The sequence below is a fragment of the Paenibacillus sp. HGH0039 genome, assembly GCF_000411255.1.
In the GTDB taxonomy this organism is placed as follows: Bacteria; Bacillota; Bacilli; order Paenibacillales; family NBRC-103111; genus Paenibacillus_F.
This window is the reverse complement of record NZ_KE150413.1, coordinates 2,410,089-2,429,864: the sequence shown is the minus strand read 5'-3', so window position 1 is coordinate 2,429,864 and position 19,776 is coordinate 2,410,089. Positions and strand designations below refer to the sequence as shown.

Annotated in this window: 19 protein-coding genes and 1 other annotated feature (1 of these 20 cut by a window edge); of the genes, 7 read left to right on the top strand and 12 right to left on the bottom strand. The window is 54.8% G+C overall.

Translation table 11 applies throughout. From position 1 onward, the window contains the following. Positions 1-22: a binding site (T-box leader), on the bottom strand (it extends 235 nt beyond the left edge of the window). A gap of 205 nt (positions 23-227) precedes the next feature. Next, positions 228-980 (top strand): arylamine N-acetyltransferase family protein, encoded by a 753-nt coding sequence (locus tag HMPREF1207_RS25500; RefSeq protein ID WP_009673712.1) that lies wholly within the window; start codon positions 228-230, stop codon positions 978-980. Between the two features lie 324 nt (positions 981-1,304). On the opposite strand, the gene HMPREF1207_RS25495 is transcribed toward HMPREF1207_RS25500, so the two are convergent. Beyond that, positions 1,305-1,850 (bottom strand): flavodoxin family protein, encoded by a 546-nt coding sequence (locus HMPREF1207_RS25495; protein WP_009673647.1) that lies wholly within the window; start codon positions 1,848-1,850, stop codon positions 1,305-1,307. Positions 1,851-2,064: 214 nt separating this feature from the next. Between HMPREF1207_RS25495 and HMPREF1207_RS25490 the strand changes: the two genes are divergently transcribed. Further along, a complete protein-coding gene (locus HMPREF1207_RS25490) occupies positions 2,065-3,015 on the top strand; it encodes a LysR family transcriptional regulator (RefSeq protein ID WP_009673906.1) in 951 nt (316 codons plus the stop codon). Here the strand turns inward: HMPREF1207_RS25490 and HMPREF1207_RS25485 are convergent. The 5 genes from HMPREF1207_RS25485 to HMPREF1207_RS25465 all read right to left on the bottom strand — a co-directional run bounded on the left by HMPREF1207_RS25485 (position 3,005) and on the right by HMPREF1207_RS25465 (position 8,884). Further along, on the bottom strand, positions 3,005-4,147 hold the full coding sequence (locus HMPREF1207_RS25485) for a glycerate kinase (RefSeq protein ID WP_009673806.1): 1,143 nt from the start codon (positions 4,145-4,147) through the stop codon (positions 3,005-3,007). The two genes, HMPREF1207_RS25490 and HMPREF1207_RS25485, sit on opposite strands and share 11 nt — an antisense overlap. 367 nt (positions 4,148-4,514) lie before the next feature. After that, entirely contained in the window at positions 4,515-6,770 is a 2,256-nt protein-coding gene (locus HMPREF1207_RS25480; RefSeq protein ID WP_442950138.1) for a 5'-nucleotidase C-terminal domain-containing protein, read from the bottom strand. 349 nt (positions 6,771-7,119) lie between these two features. Continuing rightward, a complete protein-coding gene (locus HMPREF1207_RS25475) occupies positions 7,120-7,524 on the bottom strand; it encodes a DoxX family protein (RefSeq protein WP_009673853.1) in 405 nt (134 codons plus the stop codon). Between the two features lie 93 nt (positions 7,525-7,617). Continuing rightward, positions 7,618-8,466 (bottom strand): M56 family metallopeptidase, encoded by an 849-nt coding sequence (locus tag HMPREF1207_RS25470; protein ID WP_009673575.1) that lies wholly within the window; start codon positions 8,464-8,466, stop codon positions 7,618-7,620. Between the two features lies 1 nt (position 8,467). After that, the gene (locus HMPREF1207_RS25465) at positions 8,468-8,884 is read right to left on the bottom strand and encodes a BlaI/MecI/CopY family transcriptional regulator (protein WP_009673638.1); all 417 of its coding nucleotides are present in this window, start codon (positions 8,882-8,884) and stop codon (positions 8,468-8,470) included. Positions 8,885-9,033: 149 nt separating this feature from the next. Between HMPREF1207_RS25465 and HMPREF1207_RS25460 the strand changes: the two genes are divergently transcribed. Next, positions 9,034-9,414: a winged helix-turn-helix transcriptional regulator gene (locus tag HMPREF1207_RS25460; protein WP_009673545.1), complete on the top strand. Its 381-nt coding sequence runs from the start codon at positions 9,034-9,036 to the stop codon at positions 9,412-9,414. 186 nt (positions 9,415-9,600) lie between these two features. Here HMPREF1207_RS25460 and HMPREF1207_RS25455 read toward each other — a convergent pair whose 3' ends face one another. The 3 genes from HMPREF1207_RS25455 to HMPREF1207_RS25445 form a co-directional block, all read right to left on the bottom strand. Continuing rightward, positions 9,601-10,236, bottom strand: a complete 636-nt coding sequence (locus HMPREF1207_RS25455; protein ID WP_009673753.1) for an FMN-dependent NADH-azoreductase — start codon at positions 10,234-10,236, stop codon at positions 9,601-9,603. 187 nt (positions 10,237-10,423) lie between these two features. Beyond that, positions 10,424-11,026 carry a nitroreductase family protein gene (locus HMPREF1207_RS25450; RefSeq protein ID WP_009673858.1) on the bottom strand — a complete coding sequence of 201 codons (603 nt, stop codon included), beginning with the start codon at positions 11,024-11,026 and terminating at the stop codon, positions 10,424-10,426. 184 nt (positions 11,027-11,210) lie between these two features. Continuing rightward, positions 11,211-11,834 carry a DUF5701 family protein gene (locus tag HMPREF1207_RS25445; RefSeq protein ID WP_016424137.1) on the bottom strand — a complete coding sequence of 208 codons (624 nt, stop codon included), beginning with the start codon at positions 11,832-11,834 and terminating at the stop codon, positions 11,211-11,213. Between the two features lie 184 nt (positions 11,835-12,018). Between HMPREF1207_RS25445 and HMPREF1207_RS25440 the strand changes: the two genes are divergently transcribed. The 4 genes from HMPREF1207_RS25440 to HMPREF1207_RS25425 are packed head-to-tail and all read left to right on the top strand — an operon-like array spanning position 12,019 to position 16,545. Then, positions 12,019-12,747, top strand: a complete 729-nt coding sequence (locus HMPREF1207_RS25440; protein ID WP_009673624.1) for a MerR family DNA-binding transcriptional regulator — start codon at positions 12,019-12,021, stop codon at positions 12,745-12,747. Between the two features lie 54 nt (positions 12,748-12,801). Next, positions 12,802-14,337 (top strand): spore germination protein, encoded by a 1,536-nt coding sequence (locus HMPREF1207_RS25435; protein ID WP_016424136.1) that lies wholly within the window; start codon positions 12,802-12,804, stop codon positions 14,335-14,337. After that, positions 14,327-15,424: a GerAB/ArcD/ProY family transporter gene (locus HMPREF1207_RS25430; RefSeq protein WP_009673872.1), complete on the top strand. Its 1,098-nt coding sequence runs from the start codon at positions 14,327-14,329 to the stop codon at positions 15,422-15,424. Before HMPREF1207_RS25435 ends, HMPREF1207_RS25430 begins: the two co-directional genes overlap by 11 nt. Continuing rightward, positions 15,421-16,545 carry a Ger(x)C family spore germination protein gene (locus HMPREF1207_RS25425; protein WP_016424135.1) on the top strand — a complete coding sequence of 375 codons (1,125 nt, stop codon included), beginning with the start codon at positions 15,421-15,423 and terminating at the stop codon, positions 16,543-16,545. Before HMPREF1207_RS25430 ends, HMPREF1207_RS25425 begins: the two co-directional genes overlap by 4 nt. Before the next feature lie 27 nt (positions 16,546-16,572). Here HMPREF1207_RS25425 and HMPREF1207_RS25420 read toward each other — a convergent pair whose 3' ends face one another. From HMPREF1207_RS25420 to HMPREF1207_RS25410, 3 genes are all read right to left on the bottom strand, one after another. Then, positions 16,573-17,367, bottom strand: a complete 795-nt coding sequence (locus HMPREF1207_RS25420) for an SDR family NAD(P)-dependent oxidoreductase (RefSeq protein WP_009673700.1) — start codon at positions 17,365-17,367, stop codon at positions 16,573-16,575. 22 nt (positions 17,368-17,389) lie between these two features. Further along, positions 17,390-17,908, bottom strand: a complete 519-nt coding sequence (locus tag HMPREF1207_RS25415) for an NUDIX domain-containing protein (protein ID WP_009673777.1) — start codon at positions 17,906-17,908, stop codon at positions 17,390-17,392. 404 nt (positions 17,909-18,312) lie between these two features. Further along, positions 18,313-19,395 carry a VanZ family protein gene (locus tag HMPREF1207_RS25410; protein ID WP_009673599.1) on the bottom strand — a complete coding sequence of 361 codons (1,083 nt, stop codon included), beginning with the start codon at positions 19,393-19,395 and terminating at the stop codon, positions 18,313-18,315. Between the last annotated feature and the right edge of the window lie 381 nt (positions 19,396-19,776).

The following is a 19,776-nucleotide window of genomic DNA, read 5'->3' as shown; positions in this document are numbered from 1 at the left end:
TCGTTCTCGTCAATGAATTTCTCGGATTCATTTTCAGATATTCCATTTTTACAGCATTTTCGGTAAAATGTCAACCCGCGTTTGTCCTTCGGCGCTGCGGCGGTGATTTCGTTCCCCCGCTCTTTTTTTACCCGGCTTCCCCATCCGGCACTTGTATGACTTTCCATAAGGAGGTAGTCTGGAATAGAAAAATCAATCGGACTTCTATTTGACGAGGTGATGCTTGCATGAATGTCGAAGCTTATTTGAAAAGAATGGAAACGAGCCGTCCGGCCAAGCCGGATCTGGCTGCCCTGAAGGAGCTTCAGCTCCGGCATATGCTTCACGTGCCTTTTGAAAATCTGGACGTAATCCGTCAAACGCCGATCACGCTGGACATCGCTTCCTTTTATGAAAAGGTGGTCGGGCGCCGCCGCGGAGGCTTCTGTTACGAGCTCAACGGACTTTTCAGCACACTTCTCAAGGAACTTGGTTTCACCGTGCGCCTGATTGCGGCTACCGTCGCCAAGCCGGACGGAACTTGGGGGATGCCTGAAAGCCATGCGACCATTCTGGCGGAACTGGACCGGTCCTATCTGGTCGATGTCGGCTTCGGCGACTCCGCCCGCTCCCCTGTTCCGCTGGACGGGACACCGGTGGAGGATGCAAGCGGCGTTTACCGGGCCGCGAAAGTGCCGGAAGCGGACGGCCTGTACGATCTCCAGCGGGCCGGCGAAGACGGGACCTGGAGCGCGCTGTATCGCTTCTCGACGGCGCCCCGCTCCCTGGGGAGCTTTGCCGAAGCGTGCACGTTCAACCAGACGTCCCCCGAGTCCCATTTTACGCAGAAGCTGCTTGCGACAAAAGCGACCGCGACGGGACGGGTGACGATTTCGGGCGACCAGCTGATCGAGACGGACGGTGACGTCAAAAGCAGACAGCCGCTGGCCCCGGAGGAACTGGAAAAGACGCTGATCAGCCGTTTGGGCCTGTCCGTCTGAAACCGGAAAGCCGGTCTGCGCGCATAGAGCGGACCGGCTTTGGGTGCGGCTTGCCGCAGCGGCGATACTTCGGCGACATGGGTTTGCTGCGGCGCTTCAATACCGGAGATGCCGGGTGTCCGCATAAAGCTGACAACCCTTTTTCTGGCGCTTGCCGCAGCGGTGATTTCTTTCGATTCGCAGCAACGCTTGGAACGCGAAAAACCGGTATGCTCGCATAGAGCATACCGGTTTTGGGTGCTTCATTCCGCTTCAGCGCTCTTCCGGACCGGCTTCTTCCTGCCGGCGTTCCCAGCTGCGACTTGAAGGCGTGCCGCTTCTTTGTTAAAGCGCCGCAAGCTTGTTTCTCAGCTGCTCCGCCGCAAACATTCCTTCCGCGTCGTGCAGGACATCGCCCGGTTTATTCCCTTTGCCGAGGATATAGCCTTCGAAACGGATGCCCATAAAGTCGAAAATATACTGAAACTGCTGAATCATCGGCAGTCCCTTGATTTCCGGCAGGTCGCCTCCGACGGCGATGACGTAGGCCTTTTTGGCGGCCATCGTTTTTTTGAAATCCGGGTAGTCCCCGTCCCTCATCATCTGCGACCAGCGGTCCACGAAGTTTTTCATGATCCCCGACATGCTGTACCAGTACACCGGTGTCGCAAAAATAAGAACGTCCGCGGCAAGTACGCGGTCGATCACTTCTTTGTAATCGTCGTTCATCTCCGGAAATCCTTCTTCCGCATGACGCCCGTCGATAATCGCCCGGATTGTGTAAGTGTTAAGCTGAATCCGGTCGACTGTCAGACCTTTGACGGCTTCCTCCGTCAGCTGCTCCGTATTTCCATCGGGACGTGTTCCCCCGTAAATGACTGCGATTGACATGGCTGCGTTCACTCCTCAGTTCGATAAGTCGGCAGGACCGTGCCCGTCCGCAGTGCGGGCGGGGGATGCCTCGTTCTCTTCATTTCGCGATTTGTTCCGGTGTTTCAGGTCTTGCCGGACACTACCCTCTCATTTTACAATAAAGAGAACGATCACTAAAGACGATTATTTCGATGTCATCAATCAACTTTTTCGATGAAAGAGAGAAGCAGCGATGGAAACCAAACAACTTCTGACGTTTAAAACCGCCGCCGAGAACCTGAATTTTACCCAGACGGCCCGGATGCTGAATTTTGCCCAATCCAGTGTGACCGCGCAAATCAAAGCGCTGGAATCCGAGCTTGGGGCCCCTTTGTTCGAACGGCTCGGCAAACGGCTCGTTTTAACGGAAGCGGGGCGCCAGTTTAAATTGTACGCCGACAAAATCATTACCCTGACGGAAGAGGCCAAACAGGCCGTCCGCGGGGACGAAGAACAGGCCGGAACGCTTGTGATAGGCGCCCAGGAAAGCCAGTGCACGTACCGTCTTCCCGCTTTGCTCAAAGAATTTAAAGCCCGCTTTCCGAATGTGAAGCTCGTGTTCCGGCCTTCGAATTCGGATGCTCATGCCAGGGAGCAGCTGCTGGAAGGCGTTCTTGATATCGCCTTTATCATGGACAGCTGCAAGCCGCGGGAAGCACTGCATATCGAAACGCTGATCCGGGAGGAGCTCAAAATCGTCGCCCCCCCCGATCATCCGCTCGCGGACGTGAAGAACCTGACGCCGAAGGATCTGGAGCACGAAACGTTCCTGCTGACGGAAGCCGGCTGTTCCTACCGGACCATCCTGGAGCGGTCCTTCAGCTCCGTATCCGTCTATCCGCTAAACAAATTCGAGTTTGCAAGCATCGAAGCTATCAAGCAGTGCGTCATGTCCGGCCTCGGAATCGCCATTCTGCCCGGCATGGTTGTAGCCGCCGACCTGCGTGAAGGGAAGCTGACCGAGCTGGCTTGGAAAGCGCCCGAAGACGCGTTGTTCACCCAAATCGCCTGGCACAAGGACAAATGGATGACGCCTCCCCTGCTGGCTTTTATCGAGCTGACACGGAAAGTATTCCATGCCGGTGAGACGGCTCCGGAGCACAAACCGGAAGCGAAGCCGGCGGAAGAAACGCTCACTTCCTGACGGCGAAAATGCGCATAACCTGCGCGGCCGTCTGTTCCAGCAGCTCCGGAGTGCGGCGCATCGCCTCTTCGAGGGACATCGGCCCGTTTACGAGGCTGAACACGGCCGTGACTCCCTGCCCGTAAAGCTCCTCGATCCCTTCGCCCACGGACCCGGCCAACACCACGGCCGGCACGCCGTGCTTCGCGGCCAGCCCGGCGACTCCGGCCGGCGTCTTGCCCCTTGCCGTCTGGGCATCTGTGCGGCCTTCTCCGGTGAGGACCATATCGGCTCCCTTGACCGCCGCCTCCAGTCCCGTAACCGCGGAGACGACCGAGAAGCCCGATTCCAGCCTGGCATTCAAGAAAGCGAGAATGCCGCCGGCCAAACCGCCCGCCGCTCCCGCTGCAGGCAGCCCGTGCAGGGCCGTGCCGGTAGCCTCCCGGATCACATCCGCAAAGCGGGCCAGGTTGCTCTCCAGCCGGTCGACCATGTCCGGCGCCGCCCCCTTCTGGGGCCCGAAAACGGCGGATGCGCCGTGAGGACCCGTGAAGGGGTTAGTCACGTCGCAGGCCAGCGTAAAGGTGCAGCGGGCCAGCCGCTTGTCGAGGCCGTCCGCGGAAATGCCGGCGACCTCGCCCAGCGCCCCTCCGCCTGCCCCGTCCGCGAGTGGCCTGCCTCCGCTGTCGAGCAGCTCCGCGCCCAGGGCCTGAAGCATCCCCGCTCCCCCGTCGTTGGTAGCGCTTCCGCCCAGGCCGAGTATAAAATGGCGGCATCCTTCATCCAGCGCAGCCGCAATCAGCTGCCCGAATCCGTACGTGGACGTCAGCAGCGGGTTCCGTTCGGATTCTCCCAGCAAATAGAGCCCCGACGACTTGGCCATCTCGATGACCCCGGTCCTTCCGTCACCGAGAATGCCGAAGACGGCGGATATGTCCCGGCCCAGCGGGTCCTTCACGACGGCACGAACCATCCGGCCTTTAGAAGATTCCATGAGACATTCCAAGGTCCCTTCGCCGCCGTCCGCCATCGGAATAACGGAGGTCGTGAAGTTGCCGATGCCTGCCCTGCGAATGCCTCTTTCCATGGCAAGCCCCGCTTCCTTGGAGGACAGGCTGCCTTTATAGGAATCCGGCGCAATGACGATTTTCAAGGGCATTCGCTCCTTTTTCTTGTAGTGGCTGTTACACTCTCTTGCCGTAGTCGGCCGCAGCGGATTGATTTTGTTTGGCGCCAGAAATCTTCCCGGAAGCAGTCCAGCTTCTCCCCTTTCAACTGCGTGACGCTAAAAGACGGCTGCGGAATCTCCTACCGAAAATTGTTGCATGTCCGGCTCGGCTTCGTCAATTACCCCAACCGCGTCGTACTCTGCCGTAAAAGGAGGGGGCGGTGAAGTCCAAACACGTTATAAAGGTAAGTATACGTATTATAGTGAACTCTAAGTCAAGCGCAGCATGCAAAGCAGGCCATAAAAAAACAGCCCGGCCTAAAGGCCGGACTGCTGTTTGCATATGGTTTCGTTACGGAAGCATCTTCACATACTCGCCGTAAACGTAAGCGATGCTTCCTTTATAGGATACTTTCACCCAGCCGTAGCTGGTGCCGAGCACTTCCAGAATCGTCCCCTTCGGTACGGCGGTAATGATTTTCGCTGTCGCGGAAGCCTTTGTCCGCACATTCAGGAAGTAGGACGTCACCTGGGCCTGCTTCTTAACGGCCGGCTCCGGTTTTGGTTCCGGTTTTGGTTCCGGTTTTGGTTCCGGTTTTGGTTCCGGTTTTGGTTCCGGTTTTGGTTCCGGTTTTGGCTCAGGCTTCGGTTCCGGCTGAGGCGCGGTCGGTTCTCCGCTGCCGTTTCCGGCCGCTTTAACCGCCGCGTTCAGCTTGCGGTAAAATTCGCCTTTGGTCTGAACGCCGTCGAACAGGCTGCCGTCCACCTTGGCTTTTCCGGCAAGAGCGGTGATTTCTTCTTTCGTGACGGCGTCCAGGATATTGATGGACTCCACGTTTGTGTACTTGCCGTCTTCCGTCTTCGGTACCGACAGGATGCCCGAATTGATCAGCTCGACCACATCGGCCCGCTCGGGGGAAGTCGTGTCCACGCCGATAATTTTCCAGTTGTTCTGGACTTTCGGCTCGTAGACCCCGTTCTTCACTTCTTTCAGGTAAGCGATCGCGCGGCTGCGGATCGTTCCGCCCATCTCACCGAAGGCGGACGCGTCTTTCGACGACCAGAGCTGCTCGAACTTGCGGCCTTCCAGAGCGCCGCCTTTCGCTTTCAGCGCATCCATCCGGTAAGCGTTCATGCCTAGCTTCAAGCTGTCTTCCGGCCGGATGGCCGTGCCGTCCATTTTACGCAGATTCGTAATGCGGCTGCCGTAAGGCTTTGTCAAATCGATGTCATACTTGACCCCGCCGAAGAAATCGTTCGTACTGTACTTGGACGCGCGGCGTTTTTTGTCGAAGCTGACGGTCACGTCGCCCGGACGGGTGGAATTGAAATACCCTACCGCCCATTCCATGTAATCCTTCACATCTTTGCCCGTTACTTGATAGACCGTAACTTCGCCGAGGGCGAACTGGTAGTTGTACGCGATATCCTTCTTCTTAATCGGCCCGATATCCAAACGCGCCTTGTCGTTGTCGATCTGGTGCGCGACTACGTCAGCCTTGCTGTAATGCAGCATCACTTCACTGAAAAAGTCCGATAAAGGCGTCTCCTGGATTTGTACGCTCGGAATGCCTTCAATCTCGTTCTTCGGAACGAGGTTCATCCCTTTGAGCTGCGCCACTTCGATATTGGCGTCCGCCCGCGCAAAGTCGTGAAACGGCTTCAGCGTTTTTTCCAGCTCGGGATCGGAAACGGCTGTAACCCCGCTTGCGTCTTTGACAGGGAGAGCGGCGGCTTTCTTGTCCTTGAGGACCATTTTCCCGTCCTTCTCCGTAAAGGTCAGGTCGATCCGGGAAACATGGGTGCCGTACTTGTCCGGTTCGGCGATAAGAACGCCGTTAACGGTCTCCGATTTGACCAGCTTGTGCATATGGCCCGCAAAGATCGCGGCCAGTTCCGGGTTTGCATTGGCGACGTCCGCAACACCGGTTCCCGGCACGCCGTTCTCATTCTCGATCCCCATGTGCATGAGGCCGATCATCACGTCGACTTTGCCTTCCAGCTCTTTTACGGCTTTCTTGGTCTCTTCCACCGGATTTTTGAACTGGATTCCGTCCAGATGGTCGGTTCCCTTCTCGAACTCGGCTGTCATGGGGGTGTCCATCCCGATAATGCCGATTTTCACGCCCGCTTTTTCGATAATGGTATATGCCGGGAGAAATCTGTCCCCGTTGTCTTTGTAAATATTGCCGCCGAGCATTTGCCCTTTGTACTGCGAAGTAATCTTTTTGAATACGTCCAGCCCGAAATTAAATTCATGGTTGCCCATGACCCAGGCATCGTAATTCATTTCATTCATCGCGACCATCATAGGAGACTTCGGCTGGTCGTTGAACAGCTCCGCGGAGTTGTCCTGAATCATGTCCCCCGCATCCACGAGAACCGTGTTCGGATTCTCCTGCCGCACTTTTTTGATCATGGTGAAAAGCTGGGTCAGACTTCCGTTCGTGTTGGGCCCGTCCAGCGCGTAATCCCACGGCATGAATCGTCCGTGAATGTCCGAGGTTCCCAGAATGGAAATCTCCGTGTCGGCCTTCGCCGGTTTAGCCGGTTCAGCCGTTTCCGCCGCAGCCCGGCCGCTTGTGAAAACGGTTCCGAATAATAGCATAGCGGATACAGTCAGACTCACTGCTTTCTTTGCCTTCATGATGACTCTCCCCTTCGGTGGTGGTAAAGTTGGCGGCCGCTTCCGATTTAGATCCAGCCTCTGCTTCCCGTAAAAGGCTGTGCCAAAATTTGCTGCCTTTTTGAAACATAGTTCCGATTTTACAACAGAAGCGGCGATTTGAATATGATTTTATTTACGAAACCTTTACAATTGTTTTTCATAGTGTCTCAGGAGTCCCGAATTAACGGCAAAAAACCACAGAGCCCCGATAGCCCTGCGGTTTTCATTGTGTAATTCGGCCTTGCGAATCGCTGTGCATATATACTGCACGCCAGAAGCCAGCCCGTTTTTACAGGGCGTTCGCCTTCCCGCGGGAAAACACGTTTTCCAAAGCCAGGAATTGCTTGCCCGTAAAGAACAGGCCCAGGGACATACCGAGCAGCGCCAGCTCCAGCTCATAGCCTCCGGTGAATCCTTGGCTCAGCTTCGCCGTAAAGATCGCCACCAGCATGATAACGGCAAATGCCGCCGCAATCCAGCGCGTTCCAAGTCCGATCAGCATAAGGATGCCACCCGCGAGCTCGATAACCGCTACCACGTACGCCATGAACCCGGGAAGTCCCAGACTGCCGAAAAACCCGGCAACGCCGCTCAGCCCGCCTTCAAACTTCTGATAGCCGTGAACGAGAAAGATCAAGCCGAGAACAATCCGTAAAATAAACGCTCCATACTGCCATTTGTTAATTGAATTCATTTTTAATTTCCTCCTTGTTTTTAACACTACAATGTGTAGTGTTTATAGTCGCAAGAACACTACGAATCGTAGTGTCTGTGCTTAAAAAATTTTTCAGAACAATATCTGGACGAAAAGCCAGGTCAGCATGACCAGAACATAAACGGAAATCATGGTCGGCGTAAGCGGCGGCCGGAAAGAAATCGGGGATTCCGGATCGACGATTCTTCGGATTCTGTAATTGATCGAAGTATCGGCGAAAGATGCGTACGCGAACGGCATGGCAACCGTACCTCCTCTTCGGAGCAGCTTCAGCAGTGCGCTTCCGAGATCGCGGGAAGAGCCTTGGCGCGAAATCGCGTAATTGTCCGCAAGTATCTCTCGCGCGATTTTGTACTGGTGGTGGAACCATTTCAGTACGGGAAGATACCACAGCACCGAAGCCAATAACGAGAGGAAGAACATGCTGCGCGGATCTCCCGTCTGCTGATGATGCAGTTCATGATGGATAACGGCCTCGGCCTCACTCGCCTCCAGCATATTCAGGAGTCCGGTGGACAGGACGACCGCCGGCCTGCCGAATCCCATCGTCAGCGCAATCGGCTCGTCCGACACGACCACGACGATGTTCCCCCGCGCTTCGGGATACATCCGGTTCAGCTCCGCAGACAGCTTCGTATGCCGGCATGCGGCCAGCTTGGCGAAAATTCTCCGCGACAGGACGAACTGCCGGAGGATTTGCCACAGACTGTATGCGAACGTGCCGATCACGAAAGCGTCCAGCAGATGAGCGATGGAGAAAATACCTTTGGAACGCATCCATTCGGTGCAGACATCCAGCACGTTAAACCCGATTCTGAGGCCGAACAGGACATGGAGGGCATACATGGTCATCTGAAACAGGACAACGCCCGCAATCAGAACCGACGAACGGAAAATGAATCTGGACCGGGACTGCCACATGTTACTTGTCCTTTTGGAGATCCAGGATTTTCTGTTGCAGCTTCTCAATGAGCATGGGATCCACCTCTTCCAGAGCATCGAGCATATGGTTGACCACCAGAGACGATCCAAATTCCTCCATAAGCTCGTGGGTCAATTCTTTCGATTGGCATTCGAGAAACTCGTCTCTCGATTGGACCGGCCTGTAAAGCGACGTTCTTCCGTCCATTCTTTTCGACAAGATTCCTTTATCCAAAAGCCGGTTCATGACCGTCATAACGGTGTTGAAGTTCACAAGCTTCTCGCGTTCCAGCGCGTGCTGGACGTCCTTGATCGCCATCTCGGGCCCGTCCCACAAAATATTCATGATCTTGGCTTCCAGAGGTCCGAAAAACCGGTTAAGCCCGCTTTCGTTCGTTTTAAAATTATGAATTTTCACGAGGCCGCCCCCTTCCACTACCCATTGTAGTGTTGGCGGTGTCACGGTGTCAAGTGCACATCCGTGGAGTCTTATATAAGGGGCGTGAGGCAGTAGAAGCGAAGATATGCTATAGTAGTAAAAAAGGTACCGTGAAAGGAGGCCGTCCCATGGAAATTATCCCCGAGCAGTGCAAAGTGGTCGTGGCTCTGGACATGATTGTCGGCAAATGGAAACCTCTGGTCATTCAACATTTAATCAGCAAAGATACGCTGCGGTTTAACGAGCTCAGAAGATTGATGCCCGATATTACCCAGCGTATGCTGACCCTGCATCTCCGCGAGCTTGAAGAGCAGGACATCGTCCGGCGTGTCGTTTATCCCCAGGTTCCCCCCAAAGTGGAATACTCCATTACGGAGTATGGCCGGACCCTGGAGCCCATCCTCCATTCCATGCACGTCTGGGGCGCGGCCCATGTCGAGCATATGAAGCACCGGAACGCGGAATCCGCCGCAGAAGCGGAAAGCCGGGCGGCTTCGGCCAGGCCGTAACAATCGGCCGCCCGTGCCGGCACCGCAGCCGGTTGACAGACCCTGTGGCGGGCCGCAGACGCGACGGATAGCCCCGTGCTTGCCCCTCAAGCGCAAAAAACCTCCTTCCCTGACAGGGAAACGGAGGTTTTTTGCGCAGGCCGGGGAGTTCCCGGCAGGCAGCTCCGGCTCCAGGCCGGAGGGTGATTAGAAGCGTTTCGCCGCTTCTTTCGCTTTGGCGATTGCCGCTTCTTTGATCGCCGGAGCTTTATCCGGCATAGCCGCCATGCCTTCCACGAAGATGCCTTCAAAGGAAGGTACGCCGTGGAACTGCATGATTTTGTTCAGGAAGCTGTGTCCGCTCTCAAAGCTCGCGGCAGGACCTTCGGAGTAGACGCCGCCGCTTGCTTGGATATGAATGGCTTTCTTGTCGGTCAGCAGGCCGACCGGGCCGTTTTCCGTGTACTTGAACGTTTTGCCGGCGATGCAGATGGCATCGATGTAGGCTTTAAGAACCGGAGGGAACGAGAAGTTCCACATCGGGGATACATAAACATACTTGTCGGCCGCAATGTACTGCTCCACGATGTCGTTCAGACGCTGAACTTTCGCCTGCTCGGAAGCGGAAAGCTGGTCGAACGAAGAACCGGAGCGCAGCTTGCCCCAGCCGCTGAATACGTCCGCGTCGATTTGCGGAATATCCGAGTTATAGAGATCGAGGGCGATGACTTCATCGGCCGGATTGGCTTCGCGGTACGCCTCGATAAATTCTTTTCCTACCGCCATGCTGTAAGAAGTCTGGTGATCGTGCGGGTGAGCCGTAATGTATAGGACTGTTGCCATAATTGAATTCTTCCCTTCTTATCGGAAATAATCTTAACTTCAAACTAATTATGTCTCATATTTTCCGTTCTGGGAAGTAGGCACATCCATGTGGGTTAGGATAAAAAAAGGTACTGTAAACGTGCGGGTAACAGAATAAGCCCCATTTCTGCGGGAGAAATGGGGCTTATGGTCGGGTTCGCCGGTATTATTTGGCTATTTTGACCCGTTCCTCAACCGGTTTATATTCCTTGTCGCCCGCAGGCGCCGTGGGCTTGCCGAATGGCATCTGGGCAATCAGCTTCCACGATTCCGGCAGGTTCCAGGTGCTTTTTACTTTCTCGTCGATCAAAGGATTGTAATGCTGAAGCGTCGCTCCAAGCCCTTCGCTCTCCAGCGCCGTCCAGATGACATATTGCAGCATGCCGCTCGACTGCTGGGACCAGTTCGGGAAATGGTCCTGATAGCTCGGGAACTGCCCCTGCAGGCCCTCGATGACAGACATATCCTCGAAAAACACAACCGAACCGTGACCGCTGCGGAAACTGTTCACCTTCTGTTCCGTGGCGGCAAACTGGTCTTCCTTGACGATCGTACGAAGAATATCTTTGACGATGTCCCACAGCTTATGATGCTGCTCACCGAGTAGCACGAGCACCCGGGCGCTTTGGGAGTTAAAGGAGGAAGGCGTGTGTTTGACCGCTTCCTTCACGATTTCCACTATTTTGTCGTCTGAAACCGGGGATTCTCCGCTGATTGAATAAATAGAGCGTCTTTCCCGGACCGCTTGCAAGAATGATTCCGCTGACATTCGTATCCCTCCGTTTTTCGTAGAAGTGAAGTGATTGTAATTTGCCGCATTGTACCCGTTTCTATGCAAATCCTATTATTCACGGCGGGTTAAAGGACAATCCTCCCTTATTACCCGCAGCGCCCCGTTAGGAATCTTCTTGACTGTAACGGAAAGGACGGCATACAAAACCCAGGCCGCACGTTCAAATTCTAGCTCCACAGGAGGCCGATCCCAGCCAAGTATGGGGATTGCCGGCCCAGCACCAGCCCAGCTTCGGCTTGCCGCCGCTAATCCACAGTGCGCTTACCCTCCGGTCGCCGCATCTGGAACCGCATAGAGAAAATCCGTGGTTTTTCTGCAAAATGTCCGGGAATTGAGTGATCACCGCAATTCCCTCCTCGATCGTCAGCGGAGAACGGTTCCATTCCGCAAATGATTTCATGGCTTCATTCGGCGTCCGGTTCAGCGTTTCCGAGCCCGTATCCACGTCCAGGAGCAAGTATGCTTCTCCTTCGGGAAGCTCCACGCCTTCGATAGGTTCGAACCTCGCGAGATCTTCGGCTTCCATGACGCTGAAGCCGTTTTTCCCGCTGCGTTCCACCCGCCGCATCATCTCATCCCGTGGAAGTGTCCCGGTCGTCACGACCAGGACGAAAGGCAGACTGCCCTCTCCCGGCTTGAAATCTTCCCGCATCCGCTCGGCGGCTCTTTCTTTTAACGGGGCAAAAAGCTCGCGAAAAGCCGCTTCCTCCAATCCCATGAAACCGGGGTAGCCTTTGTCTATTAAATTCCGGATCTGTCTTTCAAATTCTTCTTCAAATCTCATCAGTCCGCTCCTCTCCCACCGGTAGCTTTTTTTAAACTCTCCGGCTCTCCATATTCTCATTTTCATTGTATAACATGCGTGCGAATTCTAAGTTTTCAAAACTTTAATCCTTTGAAACCGCATTTTTTTGATAAAATACTTATAACCTTACTTGAAGGTTTAGATTGATACGGAGGTCATTCCCATGAATTTCAGACCCATCGATATCGCCCGAAAATTGCACGTCAGCACAAGTGCTTTAAGAAATTACGAAGCCGCAGGACTCGTCCCTCCCGCAGATCGGACCGCTTCCGGTCACCGGACCTACACGGAGCTGCATGCGGCTTATTTCGAGTGCATCCAGGCGATGTCACCCGGCTTCGGCATGGACATCACCGCGGAAGTATTGCGCCGGCTCCAGAAAGGAGAGTGGGCCTCCGCCCTCTGGCGCATGACCGAAGCCCAAGCCGCTCTCTTCCAGGACAAGCGGAGAGCCGACGACACGCTGGCCTATCTGGAAAGCGGGGAAGCCGAAACCGCTCAGGAAGCGCCAGACCCGGGCGGCCAAAGCATCGGCCGGGTGTCGATGGAAACCGGCGTCCCGCGCTCCGCTATCCGTCACTGGGAGAAAGCGGGGCTCATCACCGCCTCCCGGAATCCGGCCAACGGATACCGGACGTTCAGCCGCCTGCAGGTGCGCAAAATCCGGCTGATCCGCACGCTCCGGCAGGCCATTTATTCGCAGGAGCTCGCGGAGCTGAAAAAAGCGATCGGGCTTCTCGATCCTGACAATCTGGAAGCGGCCAAAGCCATCGCCCGCGATTCGCTCCGGTATCTGGAACGGATGAATCTGCATCAGTTGAAGGGCGCGTACTGTGTCTACCGGCTGTGCGAAAGGCTGAATGTGCCGCTTTCCCCCATCCATAGAGAATAATGGCAATCCCGTTGGAACACATTATGGATATCGAATCCAAAGGGTGTGTATCGCATGAGTCTCTATCGCAAGCTTCTCCGAGCTGCCCGGAACTCAGGCCCGGGTGAACATCTCCTGGAACCGGCAAAGCCCCCCCAGGCTTCCGATTCTATTGCCATCAATATCGGTTATCTTCAGCATGGTCTATGCTATACGGAAGATATGAAGCAGCAGCCTCTCCCCTTCGCCGGAGCGGACGGGATGCTGGTTTACCTCGAATCGCTCGTCGATCAGGACAAAATACAGCTTCATGTGGTCCAGCCTCTGCACGAAAACACCGGCCAAGAGCCGGATAACTTGTTTAATATTCTCGAAACGACCCGCGAAATTCAGCTGGATAACGCCGTCCAAGCGCTGATTCAGGGGAAATGCGTTTATTTTCTGGAAGGTCTTCAGGGGTTTTATGTTTTGGCAACCGAAGCGGTTTACAAACGGAGCGTGGAAGAACCCGAGAACGAAGGCGTGATCCGGGGTCCGCATTACGGCTTCATCGAAGTTCTGAACGTGAACTTGTTTCTGATCCGCAAGTTGATCGCAAGCCCTTATTTGACGGTTCGCTACTATAAGGCCGGCACGCATACGCAAACCCGGATCGCTATTGTTTATATGAATAATATCGCCAATGCCGAGCTCGTTCAGGAAGTCGAGGAACGGATCCGGGCCATTTCCGCCGACACCGTGCTGACAACGGGAATTATTCAGGAGATGACGGAGGATCACCCGTTCTCCGTGTTCCCGCAGCATTTGGCCACCGAGCGTCCGGACCGGACCGCTTCCAATTTAATGGAAGGACGCGTCGCGATTCTTACGGAAGGAAGTCCGACCGTTCTTATCGTTCCCGTCACCTTCTTCGCTTTCTACCAATCGCCGGACGATTATAACGGCCGCTGGATCGTCAGCTCATTTGTCCGGATGATCCGGATGTTCAGCTTTCTTTTGGCCTTTACGCTCCCGGCTATTTATATCGGAACCGTTTCCTTTCACCCGGATATTTTACCGCTGGAGCTTGTTCATACGATCAAAAGCTCGCTGGAACGCGTGCCGTTTCCCGCTATCGTCGAAGCCATGCTGCTCGAACTCATCTTCGAGCTGCTCCGCGAGGCCGGAATCCGGCTGCCCAGCCGGGTCGGACAGACGATCGGCATCGTCGGCGGTTTGGTCATCGGGGATGCCATCGTACGGGCCGGACTCGTGTCCTACACGATGATCATCGTCGTTTCGCTGACCGCGATCGCCTCTTTTCTCGTCCCGTCCCATGAAATGAGCTCGGCCGTGCGGATTTTGCGTTTTCCGCTGATGATCGCCGCTTCTATTTTCGGATATGTGGGGATCGCTTTCGGTCTCATGCTTCTGACGATCCATTTGTGCAAACTGGAGTCTTTCGGCACGCCCTACTTCTCTCCTTTCGCACCGCTGAGAATAAAAGATATGAAGGATGTGTTTGTCCGCTTTCCTTCTTGGCTGCTCACCGCGCGTCCCCATGACGCCAATCCTAAAATCATGAAGCAAGAAGAGGCGACCTCAAGGAGCTGGAAACGGGATGAAGATTGAACCCAAAGACACCATTACGCAAGGCCAGCTTTTTCTGCTCATTATCAAGCTCCAAATCGGTGTCGGAATCCTGTCGCTGCCGTACCGTCTGCACCAGCTCGCCAAAGGCGGAGGCTGGATTTCGGTCCTGATCGCCGGCGTCTTCCTGCAGTTGATCCTGGTTATGATGTGGATGCTGATGAAACGGTTCCCGTCCTACAGCGTGTTCCGGATCGCGTCCGCCGTAACGGGCCGATATGCGGGCGCTTTTATCGGAATTGCCTACGTCGCTTACTTTCTTCTGGTCGGCGGCGTTGTCATGATGGGCGCGTTCGATATCATCAACCGCTGGATTCTCCAGAACACCCCACGCTGGGCGGTATTGTTCCTGTTTATGCTGACGGGCGTTTATTTGATCCGGGGCACGTTTCGCACCATTACGCGCATCTTTATCCTGTTCACGTTTCTCATCGGGCCTATGATGTTCCTTATCGGGTACGGTGTGCACCGCGCGAATTTTCTGTACCTGCTTCCGCTTAACGAGGCCGGAATCTGGAATATCCTTATAAGCTCGAAAGAAACGATCACCGCCATGTACGGGTTCGAGCTGATTCTGATCATTTATCCTTACGTAAAAGGAAACCATGCGGGCAAACTGAAAGCCGTGTCGGCAGGCACGTGGTTTGTCGTTTTGTTTTACGCCTTTACGGTGTTTACCTGCATGGCCGTTTTCAGTCCCCATCAGTTGAATATGATTCCCGAGCCCGTCATGTATCTGCTGCGTTCGCTGCCATTCGGGGCGATGGACCGCGCGGATCTGCTGTTCCTCCCCATCTGGATGATCTCCATGGTAGCCTCCATGACCGGCTACTGCTATGCGGCCGCATTCGGCATCGGTCATCTGCTAAAGCATAAGAACCATAAAAAAGCCGCGCCCTTTGCGGTGATCATTTCCTGTGCCATCGCGTATCTGCCGCAGACGAAGGATCAGTTCGAGCTTTTCTCGTATATCGCGGACGCGTCGGCTTATTTTTTCCTCATCGGATTCCCGCTTCTGCTCCTGCTGCTATCTTACGCACTCAAGAAGAAAGAAGGTGAAACCGCATGAAACGGGCCGGACGTATCGGGACCGTGCTGCTCCTGCTCGCCGTGCTGCCGGGCTGCTGGGATGAGGACAGTTTGAGAAATGCCAGACTCGGATACGGGGCGGGGTATGATCTCACACCCGACGGCAGGCTGATGCAGACGATGGAAGTTGTGGACGAGTCCAAACAAACCGAGCAGCAGGGTTCGGCGAAGAACGAGGTCGAGTCCGGCGTCGGTTATTCCGTCAGGCAGACGAGCGACATCATCCGCACCAAGGTAACCGGGGATATCCGGTACTTCAAATACGGCTTTATGCTGCTCGGCCGAAGTGTGGCGGAAAAGGATCTTTATCCGTACCTGGATGTTCTGTACCGCGACCCTCGCAACCCTACTTCCCGGGTTAAAATCGCCGTCGTGGACGGCTCTACGAACGAAATGCTGCGGCTGAAGAAGGCCGGAAACATTCTCATCGGTGAATTTATTACAAGGAAAATCGAAAGCCTGGAAGAGATGAGCGTTTTTCCCGAATTATCGCTGGAAACGATGCTCACGCTGCTGCTGGATCCCGGTCAGGACTTCGTGCTCCCCTATCTCAAACAAGACGGTAAAAACGTCGATGCCATAGGGATCGCTCTGTTTAACGGTCAGCGGATGACAGGCAGCCTGAATGTGGAGGAAGCCATTCTGTACTCGCTTCTCTCGGGATCTCACAAAGATACGGCAAGATTTGTACGGAAAATTAAAGAGGGGGACCGGAGTAACCTGGAGAATTACATCACGTTCGATGCAGGGGGAAAAAAAAGCAAACGAAAATTGAAGGTCCAGGTCCAAGACCGCAAGGTCGATGTGTATCTGGACCTGAAGCTTCCTGTGAGAGTGACGGAATTTGCCGAAGATCATCTGCATCAAAAGGATACGGTGCACCGGCTGAACGAAGACTTGTCCGCTCTCCTGACCCGGGACGCCGAAGCGGTGATCGAGAAGCTGCAGGAAAGCGGCTGTGATGCATTCGGGATCGGCAGACAGCTGATGGCCCGCCATCCAAAGTTGTGGAAGTCCATGGATTGGCTGCAGGAGTATCAAAACGTCCGTTTCCATCCGAAAGTCAACGTGGAAATTGTAGGCTCGGGCGTCTTCAACTGACCCGACGGACTTGCGGGCCTCTGCCTCTTATACGCCCGAATTCCAAGAGGCGCTGCCGTCCTCCGGCATCCCCGGCAGGATCAAGCCGCCGTCTATCCGCAGAGAAATGCCGGTCACGTAAGACGCCTGCCCGGATGCCAGCCATACCGCCGCTTGGCCGATATCGTCCGGCAGCCCTATCCGGCCCAGAGGAACCGTCTCGGCGAACTTGTCAAGCTGCGGCTCCGGTTCCCGCACAAGTACGGCCCCGGGAGCCAGGCAGTTGACGCGGATTCCATAAGGCGCCAGATCGAGCGCGGCAGCTTCGGAGGCCCGTTCCAAGCCGGCCTTGAGTCCGCCGTAGGCGGCATCCTTCGGATACGCCCGCTCGGCCCGCGAGGAGGTAATGTTCAGGATGCACCCGCGAATGCCGCGCTCAATCATGTGGCGGGAGGCATCCCGCATAAGAAGCAGCGGAGCGCGGAAATTCAGCCCGTATAGGCTGTCCAGGTTTTCCGCGGGCAGCTCCTGTATGCGGCCGTACAGCCCGATGCCGGCATTGTTTACGAGAATGTCGAGGCGGCCGAGGATTCGCAGGGCATCCGGTATGGTCCCTTCGGCTGTTTCAAGCTTCCTCAGGTCACCCTCGATAACTCCGCATGGGGCTCCCGACAAGCGCGAAATCTCTTCGGCCGCTGCCGCTGCAGCATCCCCATCCCGATAATGGGTAATCGCGACCCGGTAGCCTGCCGCGGCAAATGCAAGGGCGATGCCCCGGCCGATTCCGGTGCTCCCTCCCGTTACGAGTACGGCGGGGGTTTGTCCGTTCTGTTTCTCGGGCATGCCATTCTCCTCCTTCGTCTATTCAATCGTCAAGCGGGGGGCTTACGGGTCCGGTGTCCAGCGCCGCTTCCACGGCGCAGAGGATGAGCTCGTGATCCTCGATCACATGCGGCAGCTCCCCGGGCTCGACCCAGATGCGGGCCGTACACTCGTTTTCCCGGGTGAAAGGGTGGCAGGCGGTTATATCCATCCGGTAAAAAACTTGATAGCCGATAAGCGGATACTTGCCGCCCGGATCGAAATTCGGGTTGTTCTCATGGCTCACCTCAATCATCCCGACCGGACGGATCACTCCTTCCGCGCAGCCTTCCTCCAGGCATTCGCGGTGCAGGGCCTCACGGGGTGTCTCACCCGCCTCCACGTGCCCACCCGGCAAGTTAAAACCGCGGGTTTTGACGCGGACGAGCAATATTTTGCCTTCGTAAAAGCAGACGCCATGCACACTCGTGACATCCTTTTCGGGAGGCGTTGCGGCAGCAATCCAGGTCAGTTTTACAAGATGGCCGCCCCAATCGGCCTCGATCGTCTTCGGTTTTAACATAATTTCCCTCCGTTTGTCTCCTGCCGGTACGGATTTTCGCCTTGCGGTTTTGTATTGCGGTGCCGGCACCCGTACCGGTGCCAAGTTCTCAAACCGGCTGCTTGTGATTTTGCGGCGGCCTATAATCCAGCCATTTCTGCCAAGCCAGGTCAAGCTGGCTCAGCACGATACCGATATCGACGGGCTTCTTCATTCCGGTTCCCTCCGCTTCAAGGCTCCTCCTAGAGGAAGCGCCTTCATTTAAGTCCTCTTTTAAATATAGCGGTTTCGGCCGAAAAAAAGAATCTGCCTGGGGTTAAAACAGGTTCAGTTTCTGTAAACCAGCCCTCAGCGTGCTCCAACAGCCCCAGTCCCTATAAGAGAGGGCTGAGGCTGCTTTTGATTACTTTTTCATTTCCGCTTTCCTATTTGATTACATGCCGCGTACCGCTTTTCTTCTCGTAAAACAACTGCCGGTTGCGGTTGAATACACAGCGCAGGACGTGAATAGCGAACCAGACATTGAACAGGAACATGGCGAACGTCGCAATGACCATCAGGATATCCGGAAGATTCTCGATCCCTGCCCGGATGTACAGCTGATTCAATCCCCCGACGAAGAGATACAGCAGCCCGTAGCGGACGAAGAGCTCATAGATCGTTATTTTATCGGATTTGCCTGTGAGACGGATGCGGACGATCCATTTGCCGAGCGTCTGGCCGTTCGTGAAATAAGGCAGCACGATAAAATACAGCACGACGCCCGCCGCATAAGGGAGCGGTACGTTCAGTACAGCCAGAATGGCAAGTACCGGACTCATCACGAACCAATCGAACAGGAACGCCAGCCCGCGCCGGGTGTAAGTGACGCGTTTGACCGCCAAGTCCACTTTGTCATCGAGCGATTCGATCTTCGGCAGCAGGGAAGAAAGCCATTCCGCCGCCACATATCCGATCATACCCCCCACCGTATTCGTCATAATGTCGTCGACATCGAAGAGCCGGTACGGATAATCGTAGATGCCGTACAGGCCGGTGACCTGCGTGATTTCGAAAAACAGAGACAGTCCTAAGGAGAACAACAGGCATTTGACCCAGCTTGTACGGAAATAATACCGCAGAAAAATACCGAACGGTACCGTCAGCAGCACGTTAAAAAGCACTTGAAGGAACGCCCGTTCCTTCAGCAGATGCAGATAGGTGCGCGGCTGGTCCGCCACTACGGCCGTTTCCTTCAGAATATCTTCCAGGAAGTGGAACGGAATCCACTGGGCATACGACTCCACCGCCGGAGGCGCGTTGTGGATGCTCGGAGGAAGCGGTAGAATGATCAGATACAGGGCATTCATCATGTACAGAAGAAACAAATAAAGCAGCAAAGCCCTGTAAAAGTGTACATACCCGTACTTGCGGTACTGGACGATCAGAAAAGGAAGCGTAAACAGGACCGCCGCAATCGGAAACGTTAGAAAAGCGTACGAAATCGGAAACAAATAGAAACTGAACATGAAAACACCTGCTGTTAGAGATTTGATAAAATCTGATTTTAGCACAAGTCAAGCCGCTATGCACATCATGCCATAAGTCGCGACCGCGTATGCACGTTAAAAAAACATTCGGAAAGCATCACGAAAAAGCCGGACATCTTCCAAAGCCGGAATGAGGAAAATTTATCAAAAACTTTTTTCGTCCCCGTTGAAATTACTCATCGTGCGTAATACAGAAATGTGTCGAATCCGGTCGAAATTATTCAGTAAGCTTCGCCGGTCAGAGCGGGAATCCCTTTTAAAAACGATCCAAAAACGCCAAAAAAGCTTATTTTTCGCCGTTTTGTGTGATTTTTGTGACACTTGCCGGAACTTGAAAATAACTGTTAACTTTATGAGTAC

Excerpts from the sequence above, each read along its gene's own strand:
- HMPREF1207_RS25500 (WP_009673712.1), top strand. The coding sequence starts at position 228 with ATGAATGTCGAAGCTTATTTGAAAAGAATGGAAACGAGCCGTCCGGCC.
- HMPREF1207_RS25495 (WP_009673647.1), bottom strand. The coding sequence starts at position 1,850 with ATGTCAATCGCAGTCATTTACGGGGGAACACGTCCCGATGGAAATACG.
- HMPREF1207_RS25490 (WP_009673906.1), top strand. The coding sequence starts at position 2,065 with ATGGAAACCAAACAACTTCTGACGTTTAAAACCGCCGCCGAGAACCTG.
- HMPREF1207_RS25480 (WP_442950138.1), bottom strand. The coding sequence starts at position 6,770 with ATGCTATTATTCGGAACCGTTTTCACAAGCGGCCGGGCTGCGGCGGAA.
- HMPREF1207_RS25475 (WP_009673853.1), bottom strand. The coding sequence starts at position 7,524 with ATGAATTCAATTAACAAATGGCAGTATGGAGCGTTTATTTTACGGATT.
- HMPREF1207_RS25470 (WP_009673575.1), bottom strand. The coding sequence starts at position 8,466 with ATGTGGCAGTCCCGGTCCAGATTCATTTTCCGTTCGTCGGTTCTGATT.
- HMPREF1207_RS25460 (WP_009673545.1), top strand. The coding sequence starts at position 9,034 with ATGGAAATTATCCCCGAGCAGTGCAAAGTGGTCGTGGCTCTGGACATG.
- HMPREF1207_RS25455 (WP_009673753.1), bottom strand. The coding sequence starts at position 10,236 with ATGGCAACAGTCCTATACATTACGGCTCACCCGCACGATCACCAGACT.
- HMPREF1207_RS25450 (WP_009673858.1), bottom strand. The coding sequence starts at position 11,026 with ATGTCAGCGGAATCATTCTTGCAAGCGGTCCGGGAAAGACGCTCTATT.
- HMPREF1207_RS25445 (WP_016424137.1), bottom strand. The coding sequence starts at position 11,834 with ATGAGATTTGAAGAAGAATTTGAAAGACAGATCCGGAATTTAATAGAC.
- HMPREF1207_RS25440 (WP_009673624.1), top strand. The coding sequence starts at position 12,019 with ATGAATTTCAGACCCATCGATATCGCCCGAAAATTGCACGTCAGCACA.
- HMPREF1207_RS25435 (WP_016424136.1), top strand. The coding sequence starts at position 12,802 with ATGAGTCTCTATCGCAAGCTTCTCCGAGCTGCCCGGAACTCAGGCCCG.
- HMPREF1207_RS25430 (WP_009673872.1), top strand. The coding sequence starts at position 14,327 with ATGAAGATTGAACCCAAAGACACCATTACGCAAGGCCAGCTTTTTCTG.
- HMPREF1207_RS25425 (WP_016424135.1), top strand. The coding sequence starts at position 15,421 with ATGAAACGGGCCGGACGTATCGGGACCGTGCTGCTCCTGCTCGCCGTG.
- HMPREF1207_RS25420 (WP_009673700.1), bottom strand. The coding sequence starts at position 17,367 with ATGCCCGAGAAACAGAACGGACAAACCCCCGCCGTACTCGTAACGGGA.
- HMPREF1207_RS25415 (WP_009673777.1), bottom strand. The coding sequence starts at position 17,908 with ATGTTAAAACCGAAGACGATCGAGGCCGATTGGGGCGGCCATCTTGTA.
- HMPREF1207_RS25410 (WP_009673599.1), bottom strand. The coding sequence starts at position 19,395 with ATGTTCAGTTTCTATTTGTTTCCGATTTCGTACGCTTTTCTAACGTTT.